This is a genomic window from Amycolatopsis sp. NPDC104819, from assembly GCF_055583145.1.
Window position 1 is genome coordinate 90,245 of the sequence record NZ_JBVJON010000005.1, and the last position, 14,916, is coordinate 105,160.

At 72.6% G+C, this 14,916-nt stretch carries 17 protein-coding genes; 10 read left to right on the top strand and 7 right to left on the bottom strand.

Annotated elements, in window-relative coordinates; translation table 11 throughout:
- Positions 1-80: 80 nt before the first annotated feature.
- Positions 81-1,598: a CYTH and CHAD domain-containing protein gene (locus ACZ63E_RS16585; protein ID WP_465336840.1), complete on the bottom strand. Its 1,518-nt coding sequence runs from the start codon at positions 1,596-1,598 to the stop codon at positions 81-83.
- A 124-nt stretch (positions 1,599-1,722) separates the two neighbouring features.
- Here ACZ63E_RS16585 and ACZ63E_RS16590 point away from each other — a divergent pair, with 124 nt between their 5' ends.
- On the top strand, positions 1,723-2,247 hold the full coding sequence (locus tag ACZ63E_RS16590; protein ID WP_465336841.1) for a hemerythrin domain-containing protein: 525 nt from the start codon (positions 1,723-1,725) through the stop codon (positions 2,245-2,247).
- 67 nt (positions 2,248-2,314) lie between these two features.
- Positions 2,315-3,106, top strand: coding sequence for an ANTAR domain-containing protein (locus tag ACZ63E_RS16595; protein ID WP_465336842.1), 792 nt, complete (start codon positions 2,315-2,317; stop codon positions 3,104-3,106).
- A 52-nt stretch (positions 3,107-3,158) separates the two neighbouring features.
- Here the strand turns inward: ACZ63E_RS16595 and ACZ63E_RS16600 are convergent, their stop codons facing one another.
- Both ACZ63E_RS16600 and ACZ63E_RS16605 read right to left on the bottom strand, forming a co-directional pair.
- Complete coding sequence (locus ACZ63E_RS16600; RefSeq protein ID WP_465336843.1) at positions 3,159-3,620, bottom strand: hypothetical protein; 462 nt, start codon at positions 3,618-3,620, stop codon at positions 3,159-3,161.
- A gap of 71 nt (positions 3,621-3,691) precedes the next feature.
- A complete protein-coding gene (locus ACZ63E_RS16605; protein WP_465336844.1) occupies positions 3,692-4,531 on the bottom strand; it encodes an aldo/keto reductase in 840 nt (279 codons plus the stop codon).
- Between the two features lie 139 nt (positions 4,532-4,670).
- Here ACZ63E_RS16605 and ACZ63E_RS16610 point away from each other — a divergent pair, with 139 nt between their 5' ends.
- Genes ACZ63E_RS16610 through ACZ63E_RS16620 form a run of 3 tightly spaced genes read left to right on the top strand, consistent with a single transcriptional unit; the run spans position 4,671 to position 5,646 of the window.
- Positions 4,671-5,084 (top strand): phage holin family protein, encoded by a 414-nt coding sequence (locus ACZ63E_RS16610; RefSeq protein ID WP_465336845.1) that lies wholly within the window; start codon positions 4,671-4,673, stop codon positions 5,082-5,084.
- A complete protein-coding gene (locus ACZ63E_RS16615; protein ID WP_465312422.1) occupies positions 5,081-5,386 on the top strand; it encodes a DUF3618 domain-containing protein in 306 nt (101 codons plus the stop codon). The genes ACZ63E_RS16610 and ACZ63E_RS16615 overlap by 4 nt, the downstream gene beginning before the upstream one ends.
- Positions 5,383-5,646, top strand: a complete 264-nt coding sequence (locus ACZ63E_RS16620) for a DUF4235 domain-containing protein (RefSeq protein WP_465312423.1) — start codon at positions 5,383-5,385, stop codon at positions 5,644-5,646. Before ACZ63E_RS16615 ends, ACZ63E_RS16620 begins: the two co-directional genes overlap by 4 nt.
- A gap of 28 nt (positions 5,647-5,674) precedes the next feature.
- Here ACZ63E_RS16620 and ACZ63E_RS16625 read toward each other — a convergent pair whose 3' ends face one another.
- Positions 5,675-6,055, bottom strand: coding sequence for an STAS domain-containing protein (locus ACZ63E_RS16625; protein ID WP_465336846.1), 381 nt, complete (start codon positions 6,053-6,055; stop codon positions 5,675-5,677).
- Between the two features lie 476 nt (positions 6,056-6,531).
- Here ACZ63E_RS16625 and ACZ63E_RS16630 point away from each other — a divergent pair, with 476 nt between their 5' ends.
- Positions 6,532-6,849 (top strand): hypothetical protein, encoded by a 318-nt coding sequence (locus ACZ63E_RS16630; RefSeq protein ID WP_465336848.1) that lies wholly within the window; start codon positions 6,532-6,534, stop codon positions 6,847-6,849.
- Entirely contained in the window at positions 6,831-7,010 is a 180-nt protein-coding gene (locus tag ACZ63E_RS16635) for a hypothetical protein (RefSeq protein WP_465336849.1), read from the top strand. The genes ACZ63E_RS16630 and ACZ63E_RS16635 overlap by 19 nt, the downstream gene beginning before the upstream one ends.
- Positions 7,011-7,055: 45 nt before the next feature.
- Here ACZ63E_RS16635 and ACZ63E_RS16640 read toward each other — a convergent pair whose 3' ends face one another.
- The gene (locus ACZ63E_RS16640) at positions 7,056-7,250 is read right to left on the bottom strand and encodes a DUF2630 family protein (protein ID WP_465312426.1); all 195 of its coding nucleotides are present in this window, start codon (positions 7,248-7,250) and stop codon (positions 7,056-7,058) included.
- A gap of 35 nt (positions 7,251-7,285) precedes the next feature.
- The gene (locus ACZ63E_RS16645; protein WP_465336850.1) at positions 7,286-8,188 is read right to left on the bottom strand and encodes a LysR family transcriptional regulator; all 903 of its coding nucleotides are present in this window, start codon (positions 8,186-8,188) and stop codon (positions 7,286-7,288) included.
- An 81-nt stretch (positions 8,189-8,269) separates the two neighbouring features.
- On the opposite strand from ACZ63E_RS16645, the gene ACZ63E_RS16650 reads away from it, so the two are divergent.
- Genes ACZ63E_RS16650 through ACZ63E_RS16660 form a run of 3 tightly spaced genes read left to right on the top strand, consistent with a single transcriptional unit; the run spans position 8,270 to position 12,348 of the window.
- Positions 8,270-9,598 carry a type III PLP-dependent enzyme domain-containing protein gene (locus tag ACZ63E_RS16650; protein WP_465336851.1) on the top strand — a complete coding sequence of 443 codons (1,329 nt, stop codon included), beginning with the start codon at positions 8,270-8,272 and terminating at the stop codon, positions 9,596-9,598.
- Positions 9,599-9,638: 40 nt separating this feature from the next.
- Positions 9,639-11,138, top strand: a complete 1,500-nt coding sequence (locus ACZ63E_RS16655) for a glycosyltransferase family 39 protein (RefSeq protein ID WP_465336852.1) — start codon at positions 9,639-9,641, stop codon at positions 11,136-11,138.
- Positions 11,139-11,163: 25 nt separating this feature from the next.
- Positions 11,164-12,348, top strand: a complete 1,185-nt coding sequence (locus tag ACZ63E_RS16660; RefSeq protein WP_465336853.1) for a 4-hydroxybenzoate 3-monooxygenase — start codon at positions 11,164-11,166, stop codon at positions 12,346-12,348.
- On the opposite strand, the gene ACZ63E_RS16665 is transcribed toward ACZ63E_RS16660, so the two are convergent.
- Complete coding sequence (locus ACZ63E_RS16665) at positions 12,345-14,693, bottom strand: alpha-L-fucosidase (protein WP_465336854.1); 2,349 nt, start codon at positions 14,691-14,693, stop codon at positions 12,345-12,347. The two genes, ACZ63E_RS16660 and ACZ63E_RS16665, sit on opposite strands and share 4 nt — an antisense overlap.
- Positions 14,694-14,916: the final 223 nt, after the last annotated feature.

The window sequence follows — 14,916 nt, forward strand, 5'->3', positions numbered from 1 at the left end:
CCCGCTTCACTTTCTTCCTCGTTCGGCAAACCGAGCCGGTGCCGGCCGTGCCCACGGCCGGCACCGGCTCTCGTCGTGGGTCAGCGCAGCCAGCCGGGGCGGTCACCCTGGCGCAGCCGCCGCCACTCGCCCGCGAACCGCTCGCGCAGCTTCTCCGCGGTCGCGGCGTCCTGGGCGTGCAGCAGCCCGAAGGTGAAGGTGTTCTGTCCCTCGCCGTGCCCGGCGATGGCGAGGTGGTGCAGGACGTCCCGGCCCACCACGGTGTCCTGGTGCTCGCCGAGGGTGCTCTGGGCGGTCTTGACGTTCTTGCGCCACTGGCGCAGCTTCTCGCCGTAGACCGGCTTGACGGTGTCCGCAGCGTACCGGGCCCGCTTCGCCTTCTTGCGGACGTCGTGCAGGGCCATCTCCAGCTCTTCGCCGTCGAGGCCGCGCGTCGCCGCTTCGGCCCGGCGCAGCTTCTTGGCGGCCTTGCGGACCGGCTCGCGCAGCCCGGACTTCGCGGGCTTGCGCGCCTTGGCCGTCAGCGGTGGCTCCTCCAGCATCAGGTCCAGCGCCCGCAGCAGCGCCAGGTACCGCTTGCCGGTCAGCGCCGCCATCGCCTTGGTCCGGCCTTCCTCGGCCTCGCGGCCGAAGTAGCGGGTGAGGAACTGTCGCAGCGGCCCGAAGACCAGCTCCGGCGGCACGCCGTCGAGCCGCTCGGCGAGCCGTTCCTCGGTGACCTCGGTGTCCCGGGCGGAAGCCAGCTGCTGCCCGAGCCACTTCAGCTCGGCCGTGAGCGGCCCGGTCGTCTTCTTGTCCACAATGGACCCGAAGGTGCGCAGGGCGCTGCGCAGCTTCCGGGTGGCGACGCGCATCTGGTGCACGGAGTCCTCGACGTCGAGGCGCACCCCGACGTCGGCCCGGCGCAGCTGGGCGTGATGCTCCCGCAACGACGCCAGCACGACCGCCCCGGCCGTGGGCTTCTTGCGCCGGCGCGGCGCCGCCGGCACGCGGTCGCCGATCAGGCGCCGCAGCTTCGACGGCCACGGCGACGCCGACGCGCCCGCTTCGGACAGCGCGCGGTCGAAGTCGTCGAGGCGGCCGGGTTCGGTCCCCGGGTCCAGCTCGAGCTCCAGCTCGCGCCACTCGTCGAGCCGGGCGCTCTCGCCGCCGGCCTCACCGGTCACGTGGTCGTCGGTGAGGGTCGCGATCGTGCGGCCGTCGGCGTCGGCGAGCCGGTGCTCGAAGCGGTCGGTGCGCAGGTGCGCGATCGGCACCAGCTTCTCCCCCAGCGTGTAGGCCCGGACCAGGCGCCGGAGCCGGCCGGGGACCTTGTGGACGTCGCCGCCGAGCGGCAGCTGGATCTCCAGGCGCTCGTCGGCCGAGACCGGCAGCTTGAGGTGCCAGCCCGCGTCGTGGCCGCCCACGCGGCGCCGCAGCGTGATGCCGCCGCGGGCGAGCCGGAACGTCTCGGTGTCGTAGTAGGAGGCGTCGAGGATGTGTTCGACCGGCGGGTCCTGCGCCTCGACCCCCGCGACGCCGACCAGCCGGGGCACACCGCTGCCCGCGACGATCTCGTACTTGCGTTCGCGCTCGGTCACCGTCGACGGCGCTGCCATGGTCAACCTCCTCGGGGTCCGGGTGTCCTCCCCGGGTACCCGGCGGGTGCCGGGCCGACACGGGATTCGCCGCGCGAGCAGCGGGTATCCGTGGCGGGAAATCCCCCGGCGACCAGGAGCGTGCATGAACGGCAGCCAGCCCGCAACCGATCTGACCACGGTGCTCGCCGCTGACCACCGCGAGCTCGACCGGCTGTGCACCGAGCTCGAGCTCGGCCAGGGCAGCCCGGAGAACCGCAAGGACCTCGCCGACCACCTGATCGCGGAGCTGGTCCGCCACGCGGTCGCCGAAGAGCCCTACCTCGAGGGCGACGGCGACCTCACCGAAGCCGACGGCCTGATGCGGCAGCTGGAGGGCGCGGGGCCGCAGGAGACCCGCTTCGAGCGGCTGCTCGGCGGGCTGCTCCGCGCGGTGCGCCGGCACGTCCGCGACGAAGGACCCGCCGCGCTAAAGCAGATCCGGCTCAGCTGCTCGCCCGACCGGCGGCACGAGCTGGGCCAGGAGGTCCTCGAAGCCCGCGACGCCGCGCCGATGCTGCCGCACCCCGGTCTGGCCGACCGGATGCCGCAGGCCGACCAGCTGTGGCCGGGCCCGGGGTTCGTCGACCGCGCCCGCGCCGCCCTGAGCCGGGCCGGCGCACCCGGTTGACCCGCTCGCCGTCCGGGATCGGGTTGAATGGGGGCACCACCCCGGCCGTGACGGACAGCGAGGACGAATGAGCGTCGGCAGAGACGAGTGGGCCCGGGAACGGGCCGCCTTCGGGCAGGACGGCCCCGCCGCGGCGGGCGGGCTGGCGACCCAGTTCGCCGACCTCACCCGGACGCTGCTCGACGCGACGCCGACCGTCGGCGGGGTGCTCAAGCTGGTCGTCGGCGCGGCGGTCGCGATCGTGCCGGGCGCCGACCTGGTCAGCGTCACGCTGCGCGCGCCCGACGGCACGTTCCACACCCCCGTCGAAACCGACCCCGTCGCTCTCAAGCTCGACCAGCTGCAGTACGACCACGGCGAAGGCCCGTGCGTCGAGTCGGCGCGCCCGGACGGCCCGGCCGTCGGCTGGTCCCAGGACGTCGGCACCGACCCGCGATGGCCGTCCTTCGGCCCGGGCACCGCCCGGCACGGCTACCACTCGGTGCTGGCGACGGCCCTGCTCCCGGACGCGCGGCCGCCGCGGCTGTCCGGCGCGCTCAACATCTACTCGACCAGCCGGGACGCGTTCGACGACCGGTCGGTCGACACGGCGCTCCTGCTGGCGACCCACGCCTCCCTCGCCCTGGCGCACACCGAAGCCCTGACGACGGCCGAGCTGGAAGCGGCCCACCTGCGCCGCGCGCTGGAAAGCCGCGACGTCATCGGCCAGGCGAAGGGCATTCTGATGCAGCGCCGCGGGATCACCGCCGAAGAGGCGTTCGACGTGCTGCGCGAGGCTTCCCAGCAGCTGAACGTCAAGCTGGCGGACCTGGCCCGGACGCTGGCCACCCGGCACACCGAGATCGACGTCCCCGAATGACACACCGAAGGCCGCCACCGGGTTCCGGTGACGGCCTTCGAAGCGGGAGCTCCTACTGCGCGGAGTACGGGGAACGGTTCTCCAGCGGCGGGCTGACGTCCGGGTACCGCGCTTCCTGGCTCGGCACCGGGTTCACGGTCGGGCCCGGGTCGGGCTGCTGCGGTCGGTTGCCGCGCTGGACGACCGCCTCGACCTCCTGCTCACCGCGGATGCGGGCGAGCACACCGAGCGTGATCGCGTGGGCCAGCGCCAGGATCAGCAGCAGGACACCGACGCGCCCGACGACGCCCGGCAGGTCACTACCGCCCAGGTTGATGGTCGAAACGAGGGCCAGCACCCCCAGCGTCACCAGGTGGAACAGCACCGTGACCAGCCGGGTCATCGAAGCGCCCGCGGCCGGGTTGCCGTATGAGTTCTCCAGGTAGCGGCGGCCGCTGCGGTAGATCACCTGCCCGTCGATCAGGACCAGCGCGATGCCGATCGCGAGGAACGACAGATACGCGTTCGTGGCCATGCCGGACGCTCCTTCCTGGGGGGACCTCTGCGGGTGAAATACCCGGCGGGTTGCGCAGGGAAACCCCGCGGTCACCCCGTGAAGGTGTCCGGGTCGGGTCCGGTGCGGCGGCCGGCGTCGAGTTTGCCGACCGCGGTCATGTCCTCGTCGTCGAGTTCGAAGCCGAAGACGTCGATGTTCTCCCGCATCCGCTCGGCCGACGACGACTTCGGGAACACGATGTTCCCGAGCTGGAGGTGCCAGCGGAGCACGATCTGGGCGGCCGTCCGCCCGTGCTTCTCGGCCAGGTCGGCGAGCACGGGGTCTTCGAGCACTTCGGCCTGCGCGAGCGGGCTCCACGCCTCGGTCGCGATGCCGTGGGACTGGTGGTAGGCCCGCAGTTCCGTCTGCTGCAACGCGGGGTGCAGCTCGATCTGGTTCACCGCGGGCGCCGTCCCGGTCTCCTCGGCGAGCCGGTCGAGGTGGGCCGGCTGGAAGTTCGACACCCCGATCGCACGGGCCTTGCCCGCTCGAAGGATGTCCTCGAAGCCCTGCCACGTCCGGACGTAGTTGTCCTTCCGCGGCAACGGCCAGTGGACGAGGTAGAGGTCGACGTAGTCGAAGCCCAGCCGGCGCAGGCTGCCTTCGAGCGCGGTGATCGCGTTGTCGTGCCCGTGCGCGTCGTTCGCCAGCTTGGTGGTGACGAACACGTCTTCGCGCTTGAGGCCGGACTCGGCGACACCGGCGCCGACCCCGTCTTCGTTGCGGTACATCTGCGCCGTGTCGATGTGTCGGTAACCCGCGTCCAGGGCCGCCCGCACGGCCCGCGCGGTCTCCTCGGGAGGGATCTGGAAGACGCCGAACCCGAACTGCGGGATCCGGACGCCGTTGTTCAGCTCCACGGTGGGGACGTCGGCACTGGTGGTGGTCATGCTTGCGGCCTACCCGGCTGCTCCAGGCGCGAAACGCGCCGGGACGGCAGCGGCCCGCGGCGTCGCTCGTTCGAGTGACACCGGCGTGGTTGACGCCGCATCGGGCCGGGTACACGGCGGCCAGGCGAGGAGGTGTTCCATGATCGAAGAAGTCAGCAAGAAGCCGGCCGCCGACCGGTCGGTGGGTGAGCTGGTGACCGACCTCACCGACGAGGTGAAACGGCTCGTGCGGGACGAGATGCGGCTCGCCGTCTTCGAGCTGCGGACCAAGGGCAAGAAGATGGGCCTCGGCGCCGGGCTGTTCGGCGCGGCCGGGATGTTCGCGCTGTTCGGCACGGGCACGCTGGTCGCGGCCGCCGTGCTGGCACTGGCGCTGGTGGTGCCCGGCTGGCTGGCGGCGGTCATCGTCGCGGTCGTGCTGTTCGTGATCGCCGGGATCGCGGCGCTGGTCGGCAAGAAGGAAGTCACGCAGGCGGTGCCGCCGGTGCCCGAAGAGGCCATCACCGGCGTCCGCGAAGACGTGGACACGGTGAAGCAGGGAGTGCGCACATGAGCGGGGACTTCCCGAAGAACGCCGAGGAGGCGCGGCTCGACCGGGACACGACCCGGGAAGAGCTCACCGAGACGCTGGAAGCGCTCGGGCAGAAGCTCGACGTGAAGACCCGGGTCAAGGAGAACGTCGACGAGAAGCTCGACCTCGCGACCGCGAAGGTCGCCGACGTCACGAACGAGCCGACCGCGGTGAAGTTCCGCCAGGGCGCGGACGTCGTCCGGAGCAACCCGGTCCCGATCTTCGCCGGCGTGCTGGGCCTGGTGATCCTGATCCGCCTGATCCTGCGCCGGAGGAACTCGTGAACAAGGCCTTGTACAAGCCGATGAGCTGGGTGGTGGGCGCCCTGGGCGGCCTGCTCGCCGGCCAGGTCTTCAAGCAGGTCTGGATGCGCGTGGCCGGGGAGGACGACGCCCCCGACGCCACCGACCGCGACTACACCTGGCAGCAGGTGGTCATCGCGGCGGCGGTGCAGGGGGCGATCTTCGGCGCGGTCAAGGCCGCCACCGAACGCGCGGGCGCCGTCGGTTACCGGAAGGCGACCGGCGACTGGCCGGACGACTGACCACAGTGGACGGCCGGCGGCGGGGCGCTCACGCCTCCCGGCCGGCCTCCGGCACGGGGCCCGAGGTGAACCGGGTGAGCGCGGCGGCGGTGCGCGGGTGGATCTCCAGCAGGAGGTCCGCGCCGGTCGCCTCCAGCGACCGCGAGACGGCGTGCCCGGCGACGACGACGGCGAGGTCGGCCCGGCCGTTCGCCTGCAGCAGCGACCGGACCCCGGCGCAGCTGAGGAAGGCGACCCGGGACAGGTCGACGACGAGCCGCTCACCGGTGGCGAGGGCCTGGTCGAGGGTGCCGACGGTGGCGGCGTCGATGTCTCCCACCAGCGTGACGACGCGGATTCCACCCGGTCGGTCGGTGGTGGTGGCGGTCAAGCCGGACGGATCATCGATCGTGCGGAAGAGGTCGTACATGGCGCTCCCTATTGCGGCTGGCAGGGGCGCTGACCGGAGCACGTTTCTGAACAACAGCCAACACCTCTGACCGTACGCCCCTGTGCCCGCAGGTCAACCCCGCGGGTTCCCCGTCCCGACCTGGGGTAATCCGCGGGGCCGAAGATCCGTCCCGGAAGGAGACCCATGCGTGCCGTGATCGTCGGCGGCGGTTTCGCCGGAGATCGCCGTGTGACCCGGCGGATTACTTGGGGCTCTTGCTGCCGGAACTCGCGGCCGGGCTCCTCGACTTGCGGCGGGTGACGGTTTCCTGCCCCGAGACGCAGCGCCGTGCCCGGCGAGGCGACCGGCGTGGGCTACGACGCCCGCGAGGACCACCGGATCGGGTACGACCGGCTCGTGCTCGCGGCGGGCAGCGTCAACAAGCTGTTGCCGATCCCGGGTGTCCCGGAGTACGCACACGGCTTCCGCGGCGTGCCCTCGTGTGGTGCGTCGGCGTGCGGCCGGACCCGCTGGTGGACGGCCTCGGGCTCGAGACGGCGAAGGGCAGGCTCGTGGTCACCGACGAGCTGCGTGTGCCGGGCCACGACGACGTGTTCGCCTGCGGTGACGCGGCCGCCGTGCCCGACCTCACCCGCCCCGGCGAGTACACCGCGCAGCACGCCGGGCGCCAGGGGAAGCTCGCCGGCCGCAACGTCGCCGCGTCGGTGGGTTACGGCCGTCCCCGCCGCTCCCGGCACCATGACCTCGGCGCCGGGCCGCCGCGGCGAACCCGCTGCACATCCCGCTGTCCGGGGTGCCGGCGAAGGCCGTGACGCGGGCCTACCACCTGATGGCGATGCCCGGGAACCGCGTGCGCACGGCGGTCGACTGGATCCTGGAGAAGCTGACCGGCCGCCGGACGGTCCAGCTCGGGCTGGTCCGGTCGGGCTCGGTGCCGCTCGACACCGACTCCCCGGAGCTCCCCCGGCGGTGACCGCCCGTGCAGGAGTCCACTGTGGACACTTTTGCGCCGCGGGCGTCAGTCCTCGTCGAAGACGGCCAGCGCCTGCCGGCGGTGCAGCAGGTCGACGGCCTCGTCCAGCTGCCGTTCGAGCTCCTTCAGCCGGGCTCGCTCCGCCGGGGTCAGCCCGCCGTGGTGGAGGGCCGCGGCGCGCAGCCGGTGCTCCTCGTCGATCAGGTCGGCGATCCGGTCGGTGATTTCGTGCGCTGCCATGGGAAATGCCCTTTCGACGCCGGCTGCCCGCGAGCTTACTGCGCCGATCGCCCGCCGTCCGCCGTCTCACGGGCGAGCTCGACGAAGGCGCGCACCACCGGCGGCGCCGGGCCCGTCCGCCAGGCCAGGCCCAGGTCGATCCGCGGCACCGGGTCGGCCAGCCGCCGCAGGACGACGCCTCGGGGGCGTAGGCCACGGGCACGATGTTCCGGCACCGCCGCGATGCCCGCGCCCTCGGCGACCGCGCGCATCAGCTGCTCGTCCTCCGGTTCTTCGCGGACGATCGGCGGGACGCCGTCCGGCCAGACCTGGCCGCTGATCGTGTCGTACTGGCCCGGGCCGTTCTCCCGCGGCCAGAACACCACCGGTTCCGCCGCGATCCACGCCCGCCGCAGCCGGCCGCGGCGGCGGGCCAGCGGATGCCCCGACGGCAGGGCGATCAGCACCTCCTCCGAGCCGACCACCGCCACCTCGACCCCCGGCTCGGACACCGGCGGCCGCACGAAGCCGGCGTCGATCTCGCCGGCGGCCAGCCGGGCCAGGTTGAGGCTCGTCCAGCCCGTCTCCAGCGCCAGCTCGACCTCCGGGTGCCGCGCGCGGTAGGCCGCGACCAGGTCGCCGGCGAGCGGGCCGGGCGCCGACCGGGTGTAGGCGATCCGCAGCCGTCCGGTGTCGGCCCGCCCGGCCGCGGTGATCACCCCGCGCGCCCGGTCCAGGCGGTCGAGCAGGTCACGCGCCTCCGCCGCCGCGACGCGGCCTGCCTCGGTGAGCGCGAACCGCGGGCCCGAGCGGTCGAGCAGCGCGACCCCCAGCTCCGCCTCGAACGCGCGGATCTGCTGGCTCAGCGACGGCTGCGACACGAACAGCCGCGCGGCCGCCCGGGTGAAGTGCATCTCTTCGGCGAGCACGGCGAAGTAGTGCCATCGGCGAAGGTCCACTCAGCGATTATAGGCCGATCCTATGCATCCATCAGGACCAGGTCTTGGACCGCCCGCGCCGGCCGCTGCTGTCCTGGAGGGGTGACTACGACCAGCGCACCCCTGACCCGAGCCGACCGCCGGCAGCTCGCCCTCGCCGTCGCGGCGGACCGCGGGCTCGTCGACCCGATGGCCGGCTTCGTCGACCTCGCCGGCCTGCGCACCGCCGTCGAAGAGCTCACCGACGCGTTCGCTCCGCTCGGGCGCGTCCAGCACACGGTCGCCGCCAAGGCGTGTGGCCTCGCACCGCTGCTGCGGTTCCTCGGCGACCTCGGGGTCGACGCCGAGGTCGCGAGCCCGGGCGAAACCGCGGTCGCCGAAGCCGCCGGGCTCCGCGGCCCGCGGCTGGTGCTCGACTCCCCCGCCAAGACCACCGCCGAGCTCGCGCACGCCCTCGCCGAAGGCACCGCGGTCAACGCCGACAACTTCCAAGAGCTCGCCCGGCTCGACACGCTGATCGGGGCCACACCGCCGCGGTCGGTCCTGGGCCTGCGGATCAACCCCCAGGTCGGGGCCGGCCGGATCGGCGACACGAGCACCGCGACCGCCGCGTCGAAGTTCGGCATCCCCTTGCGCGACAACGGAAACCGGGCCCGGCTGCGTGAAGCCTTCGCGCGCCGGCCGTGGCTGACCCGGCTGCACGTCCACGTCGGCTCGCAGGGCTGCCCGCCGGAGCTGATGGCCGCCGGGGTCGCCGCGGTGCACGCGCTCGCCGAGGAGATCAACACCGGGGCCGGGTACCGGCAGGTCACCAGCCTCGACCTCGGCGGCGGGCTGCCGGTCAACTTCGCCTCCGACGAGCCGGGCCCGACCTACGCCGGTTACGTCGCGACGCTGCTCGCGCGGGTCCCGGCCCTGGCCGACGGGCGGTACTCCTTCGTCACCGAGTTCGGCCGCTCCCTGCTGGCGAAGAACGGGTTCCTCGTCAGCACCGTCGAGTACACGAAGGTCGCGGGTGGACGGCCGATCGCCGTGACCCACGCGGGCGCCCAGGTGGCGGCCCGCACGGTGCTGCAGCCGGAGCACTGGCCGCTGCGGCTCACCGCGCTCGATCCCACCGGGACGCCGAAGAGCGGACCCGAAGTGCCGCAGGACATCGCCGGGCCGCTGTGCTTCGCCGGTGACCTCCTCGCCCGCGAGCGACCGCTGCCGCTGCTGGAGCCGGGTGACCTCGTCGTCGCGCACGACACCGGCGCCTACTACTTCGGCGCGCACTACGCGTACAACACGCTGCCGCGCCCGGCGGTGCACGGCTTCACGGTGGGCCGAAGCGGTGACGTCGGGTTCACGCCGATCCGCCGCGCCCAGTCGATCGCCGAGCTGGTCGCGGACGCGGGCGGCGAATTCCTCGGAGCGCTCCCGGAGGCTTGATCCCCGGCGTACGATCCGGGCACGCCGAGGGGAGACTGCCATGGGGGCCGGTCGCGAATCCGGGTCGCTGCCACGTTTTGCCGCGGCCGGAGCCGGGATCGTGGTCGCCGCGCAGGCGGTGGTCCTGACCGTCCTCTCCGGCCGGTACGGCTTTCACCGCGACGAGCTGTACTTCGTCGCCGCCGGCCACCGGCCCGACTGGGGCTACGTCGACCAGCCGCCGATCACGCCGTGGCTGGCCCGCGCGTCGACGGCGTTGTTCGGCGAGACGCCGACCGGCCTGCGCGTGGCGGCGACACTGCTCGGCATGGCGACGGTCGTGGTCGTCGTGCTGATCACCCGCGAGTTCGGCGGCGGCCGCGGGGCGCAGCTGTTCACCGCGATCGCCACGGTGCTGTCGTCCTATGTGCTCGTCGTGACGCACATGCTGGCCACCAACACCGCGGACCTGCTGCTGTGGTCGCTGATCACGTTCTTCGGCCTGCGGCTGCTGCGGACCGCCGACGGCCGCTGGTGGCTCGCCGTCGGCGCCGCCGCCGGGCTCGGCATGGCGAACAAGTGGCTGGTCCTGATGCTGCTGTCCGGGCTCGGGATCGGCGTGGCCGTTGCCGGGCCGCGCCGGGTGCTGCGGAGCCGGTGGCTCGCGGGCGGGGTGGTGGTCGCCGCCGTCTTGACGGCGCCGGTGGTGCTCTGGCAGGCGTCCCACGGCTGGCCGATGCTCACCGTCGCCGGCGGGATCAGCGAGGACGACGGCGCGGAGAACCGCATCCTGTTCGTGCCGATGCAGGTGGTCTACCTCTCCCCTGTGCTGGTGCCGGTGTGGATCGCCGGGCTCGTGCGGCCGTGGCGCGACGCCCGCCTGCGCTGGGCGCGTGCCCTCTCGATCGCCTACCCGGTGGTCTGCGTCGAACTCCTCGTCCTGGGCGGGAAGCCGTACTACTCGGTTCCGTTGCTGCTCCCGCTGGTCGCGCTCGGCGCGGACCCGGCGCTGCGGTGGCTGCGCCGGGGCGGGGCGACCCGGCGGGCGCTGACCGGCGCGGCGGCTGCGGTGTGCGTCGTGGTGTCCGTCCTCATCGGACTCCCGGTGCTGCCGGCTTCGGCGCTGGGGCCGGTGCTGGCGGTGAACAAGGAGCCGGGTGAGCAGATCGGCTGGCCGGAGTTCGCCGGCAGTGTCGCGGACGCCTGGGCGCGGATCCCGGCGACCGAGCGGGACACCGCGGTGATCCTCGCCGGAAACTACGGCGAGGCGGGGGCGCTGGAGCACTACGGGCCCGCACTCGGGCTGCCCCGGCCGTACTCGCCGCACATGTCCTACGCCGACTGGGGGCCACCACCGGACCGGCTGGTCGGCCCGGTGCTGCTCGTCGGCGGCTTCGAACGCGGCTCACCCGCGGCCCACCTGATCACCGGCTGCCGCGTGGTGGCCGAGAACCGCACGGCCGGCGGCGTCGACAACGACGAGGACGGCACCCCGCTCTCGCTGTGCACGCTGACCGAGCCGTGGTCCACCGCCTGGCCGCACCTGCGGCAGTTCTACTGAGCCGGTTCGCGCTACCCTCGGGCGCATGGTGGCGACACGCACGACGGTGGTCGTGGTGGGGGCGGGTCCCGCCGGGCTGACGGTGGCGAACCTCCTGCGGCGCGCGGGGATCGGCTGTGTGCTGCTGGAAGAGCAGAGCCGCGCGTTCATCGAGCAGCGGCCGCGGGCCGGGTTCATCGAAGAGTGGGCGGTCCGCGGGCTGGGGCAGCGCGGCCTCGGCGAGCAGCTCCTCGCGAAGGCGCCGCAGCACGAGAAGTTCGAGTTCCGGTTCGCCGGGAAGCGGCACGCCTTCCGCTACGGCGACGTCACCGGGCAACGGCATTTCGTCTGCCCGCAACAGCTCCTGGTCACCGACCTGGTCGCGCAGTACACCGACGCCGGCGGTGAAGCGGTCTTCGAGGTCGCCGACGTCCGGCTGCACGACCTGACCTCGGACTCCCCCGCGGTCACGTTCCGGACGGCCGAGGGCGAGCACCGCGTCGGCTGCGACTTCGTCGCCGGCTGCGACGGCGCCCGCGGCATCTCCCAGGGTTACCTGCCACCGGAAACCACCGTGAAGTCCCACCACGACTACGGAATCGGCTGGCTGGCCCTGCTCGCCGAGGCGCCGCCGTCCGCCGACGGGGTGCTGTTCGGCATCCACCCGCGCGGGTTCGCCGCACACATGGCCCGCACACCGGCGGTGACCTGCTTCTACCTGCAGACCGCGCCGGGTGAGGCCGAGGCGGACTGGCCCGACGAGCGCGTCTGGGAAGAGCTGCATGCGCGGCTCACCGTGCCCGACGGCGAAATCATCGAAGGCAAGCTGATCGAGAAGCGCATCCTCGACATGCACAACTACGTCGTCGAGCCGATGTCGCACGGCCGCCTGCACCTGGCCGGCGAGTCGGCGCACCTGGTCGCGCCGATCGCGGCGAAGGGCATGAACCTCGCTCTGCACGACGCGTTTCTGCTCGCCGAAGCGTTCCAGGCGTACTACGCCGGAGACACCGCGAAACTCGACGGCTACTCCGCCGCCTGCCTGCCGCTGATCTGGCAGTACCAGGAGTTTTCCCTGTGGCTGTCGGACATCTTCCACCACACCGCGACCACGGGCGGCAACCCGTTCCTGGCACGCATCGCGGAAGCCCGGATGCGCCGGTTGCTGGGTTCGCCCGCGGCCGCGGCGGCGTTCGCGGAGCTGTACATCGGCAAGAACGCCGACCTCTAGCTCCAGGCGATCTTGAACACCCAGGCGAAGCGCCCCGCCTGGCGGGCCGCGGCGGGGACGTCGATCACCAGCGAGCCGTTCTCCACCGTCCAGCGCAGGTTGCCGCGGTAGCCCAGCATCGTCACCCGGTCACCACCGCGGATCGGGACCGGCGCGTCGACCACCAGCCTGCTGCCCGGCGCCGCCAGTGAGTGCACGTAGAACGCCTCGTTCTGCTTGACCGTGAACCGCAGGTCGCCGAGCTGGGCCATCCGGGACCAGTACGTCGTGCCGTAGATGGCTTCGCCGTTCACCTTCAGCCACGCGCCCGCGTCGCGCAGGTGCTGCTGCATGACGTCCGGGATCGTGCCGTCGAAGTCCGGGCCGATGTCCAGCAGGAAGTTGCCGTTCTTCGACACGATGTCGACCAGCGTCCGGACGACCTCCTCCGCCGTCATGTACCGGTCGTCCGGGGTCGCGCGGTTGTAGCCGTAGGAGAACGGGTCGAGGCCGCGGCTCGCCTCCCACTTCGCCACCACCGTGTTCGGGTAGGTCGTGTACTCCGGGGTCGTGAAGTCGTGGTCCGGGATGCCGCCGCGGTCGTTGTAGGTGACGTCCTTGGGGCGCTTGCGGTTCTTCGCGTGGTTGAAGTACTCCGAGACCACCGCGCGCGAGTCGTTGACACCGCCGATGTCGAACCACAGCACGTCCGGGTCGAACTTCGAGATCAGCTCGAGCACCTGCGGCGCCTGGTAGTCGCGGACGAAGTCCTTCCCGGCCGTGTAGCCGGCGTAGGGTAGCGGCGCCCCGGTGTAGGGGTTGCGCGGCGCGTGGCCCATCCACGGGTTGTCCGGGTTGAACCATTCCGGCAGCGAGAAGTACAGGCCGTTGCGCAGCTGCGGGGTGTACTTGCGGGACGCCGTGAACAGCTCGTTGATGATGTTGCGCTTCGGGCCGAGCTTGACGGAGTTGCGGTCGCTGACCGCGGTGTCCCACAACGCGAAGCCGTCGTGGTGCTTCGAGGTGAGCACGTAGTACTCGGCGCCCGCGTCCGCGATGAGCTTCAGCCAGCTGCGCGGGTCGAACTTCTTCGCCGTGAACAGCGGGATGAAGTCGTCGTAGACGAAGTCCTCGCCGTACTTCTCCCGGTGGTAGGCGTAGGTCGCGCCGTTCGGGTCCTGCTGGTTCTGCCAGTACCACTCCGCGTACTGCTGCCCGACCGGCGCCCACGCCGGCACCGCGTACACCCCCCAGTGGATGAAGATGCCGAACTTGCTGTCGGTGAACCAGTACGGCGCGCGGTGCGTCGACAGCGAAGCGTCGGTCGGCCGGAAGTCCGGCACGCCGAGGGTGACGGGCACCTGCTGGGTGGCGAGGGTGCCGCGGCCGGCGGTCACGCGGATTTGGCCGTTCGTCGTGGTGCCGGGCGGGACCGACGCGTTCGGCGCCAGGCCGAGCCGCACGGTCGCCTGCTCCCCCGGCGCCAGCGCGCGGATGGTCGCCGGCACGGTGGTCCGCCCGCCGGGGACGTCGAGGGTGACCGTGACGCGGTCGCGCGCGCCGAGCCAGACGGTGCCCGCGTTGACCACGGTCGCCTCGGCCGCCTGCGGGCCGCCGTCGGTGAGCAGGTTGGCGCTCGAGCGGCCGTCCAGCACCAGCGCGGAGCGGCCGACGGCCACCGGCTGCAGGGTGAGCGCGAAGACGTGCAGGCTGGAGACGTTCGGCGCGGGGGCCGCGGTCGTGGGCAGGGTCAGGCCGACGGCTTCGCGGGCCGGGTCGACCCAGACCTGGCCGGTGGCCAGGGAAACCGGGTTGTTGTCGACGACTCCCCCCGGCGCGTAGCGGAACGGCGCGACCAGGGCGCCGGTGCCGGTGTACCAGTCCGGGCCGGACAGCGACCCGGTGCTCGTGCTGCCGTCGGCGTAATGCACGGTCGCCGTGCCGCCGGTCGTGCCGTAGCTGGCGGCGACCAGGAAGTACGCGACGAAGTACTTTCCCTTCGGCAGGTCGATCTTCTGGCCGGTGGCGGCGATGTTGTTCTTCGCGCCGGCGGCCGCGGAGCCGAGCTTGAACGGGACGCCGCCGACGGTCGCGGTCGCCGGGAGGTGCTCGGCTGGAAAGGTGTACCCGGACCCGTCGAAGTCGCCGCCCGTGGCGGACGCGCTGTCGATGCCGTCGTTGGAGAACCAGGCGTCGAGCGCGACCGGGACCGGCGGCGGGGGCGGGACGATCGGGGTGTCCGGGCTGTCCGCGGCGGCGTCGACGGCGGGCATGGACGCGCCGGCCGGGGTGCGGCCGGCCGCGGTGAGCGCCACGGCGCCACCGACGGCCATGCCGAGGGCTTGACGGCGGGGGAAGGTCGTCACTGAACCTCCAGGGATCGGATGAGTACGGCGGAAAGACGGCAGACTGGTCCCACCAGAGGCTCAGTGGGGCTTATTCATCCGATGACTGACCCTGCTCGTTGAGGTTTCCGCTGTCAAGAGGCCATCCGGCGCGATCGAAGTGAACCGCGCGGGTAAGCACGCCGTACTACTGAGTAACGAGCTGCAGCACTCGCGCCACCATCAGCCGGACCGAGAGGCCAGA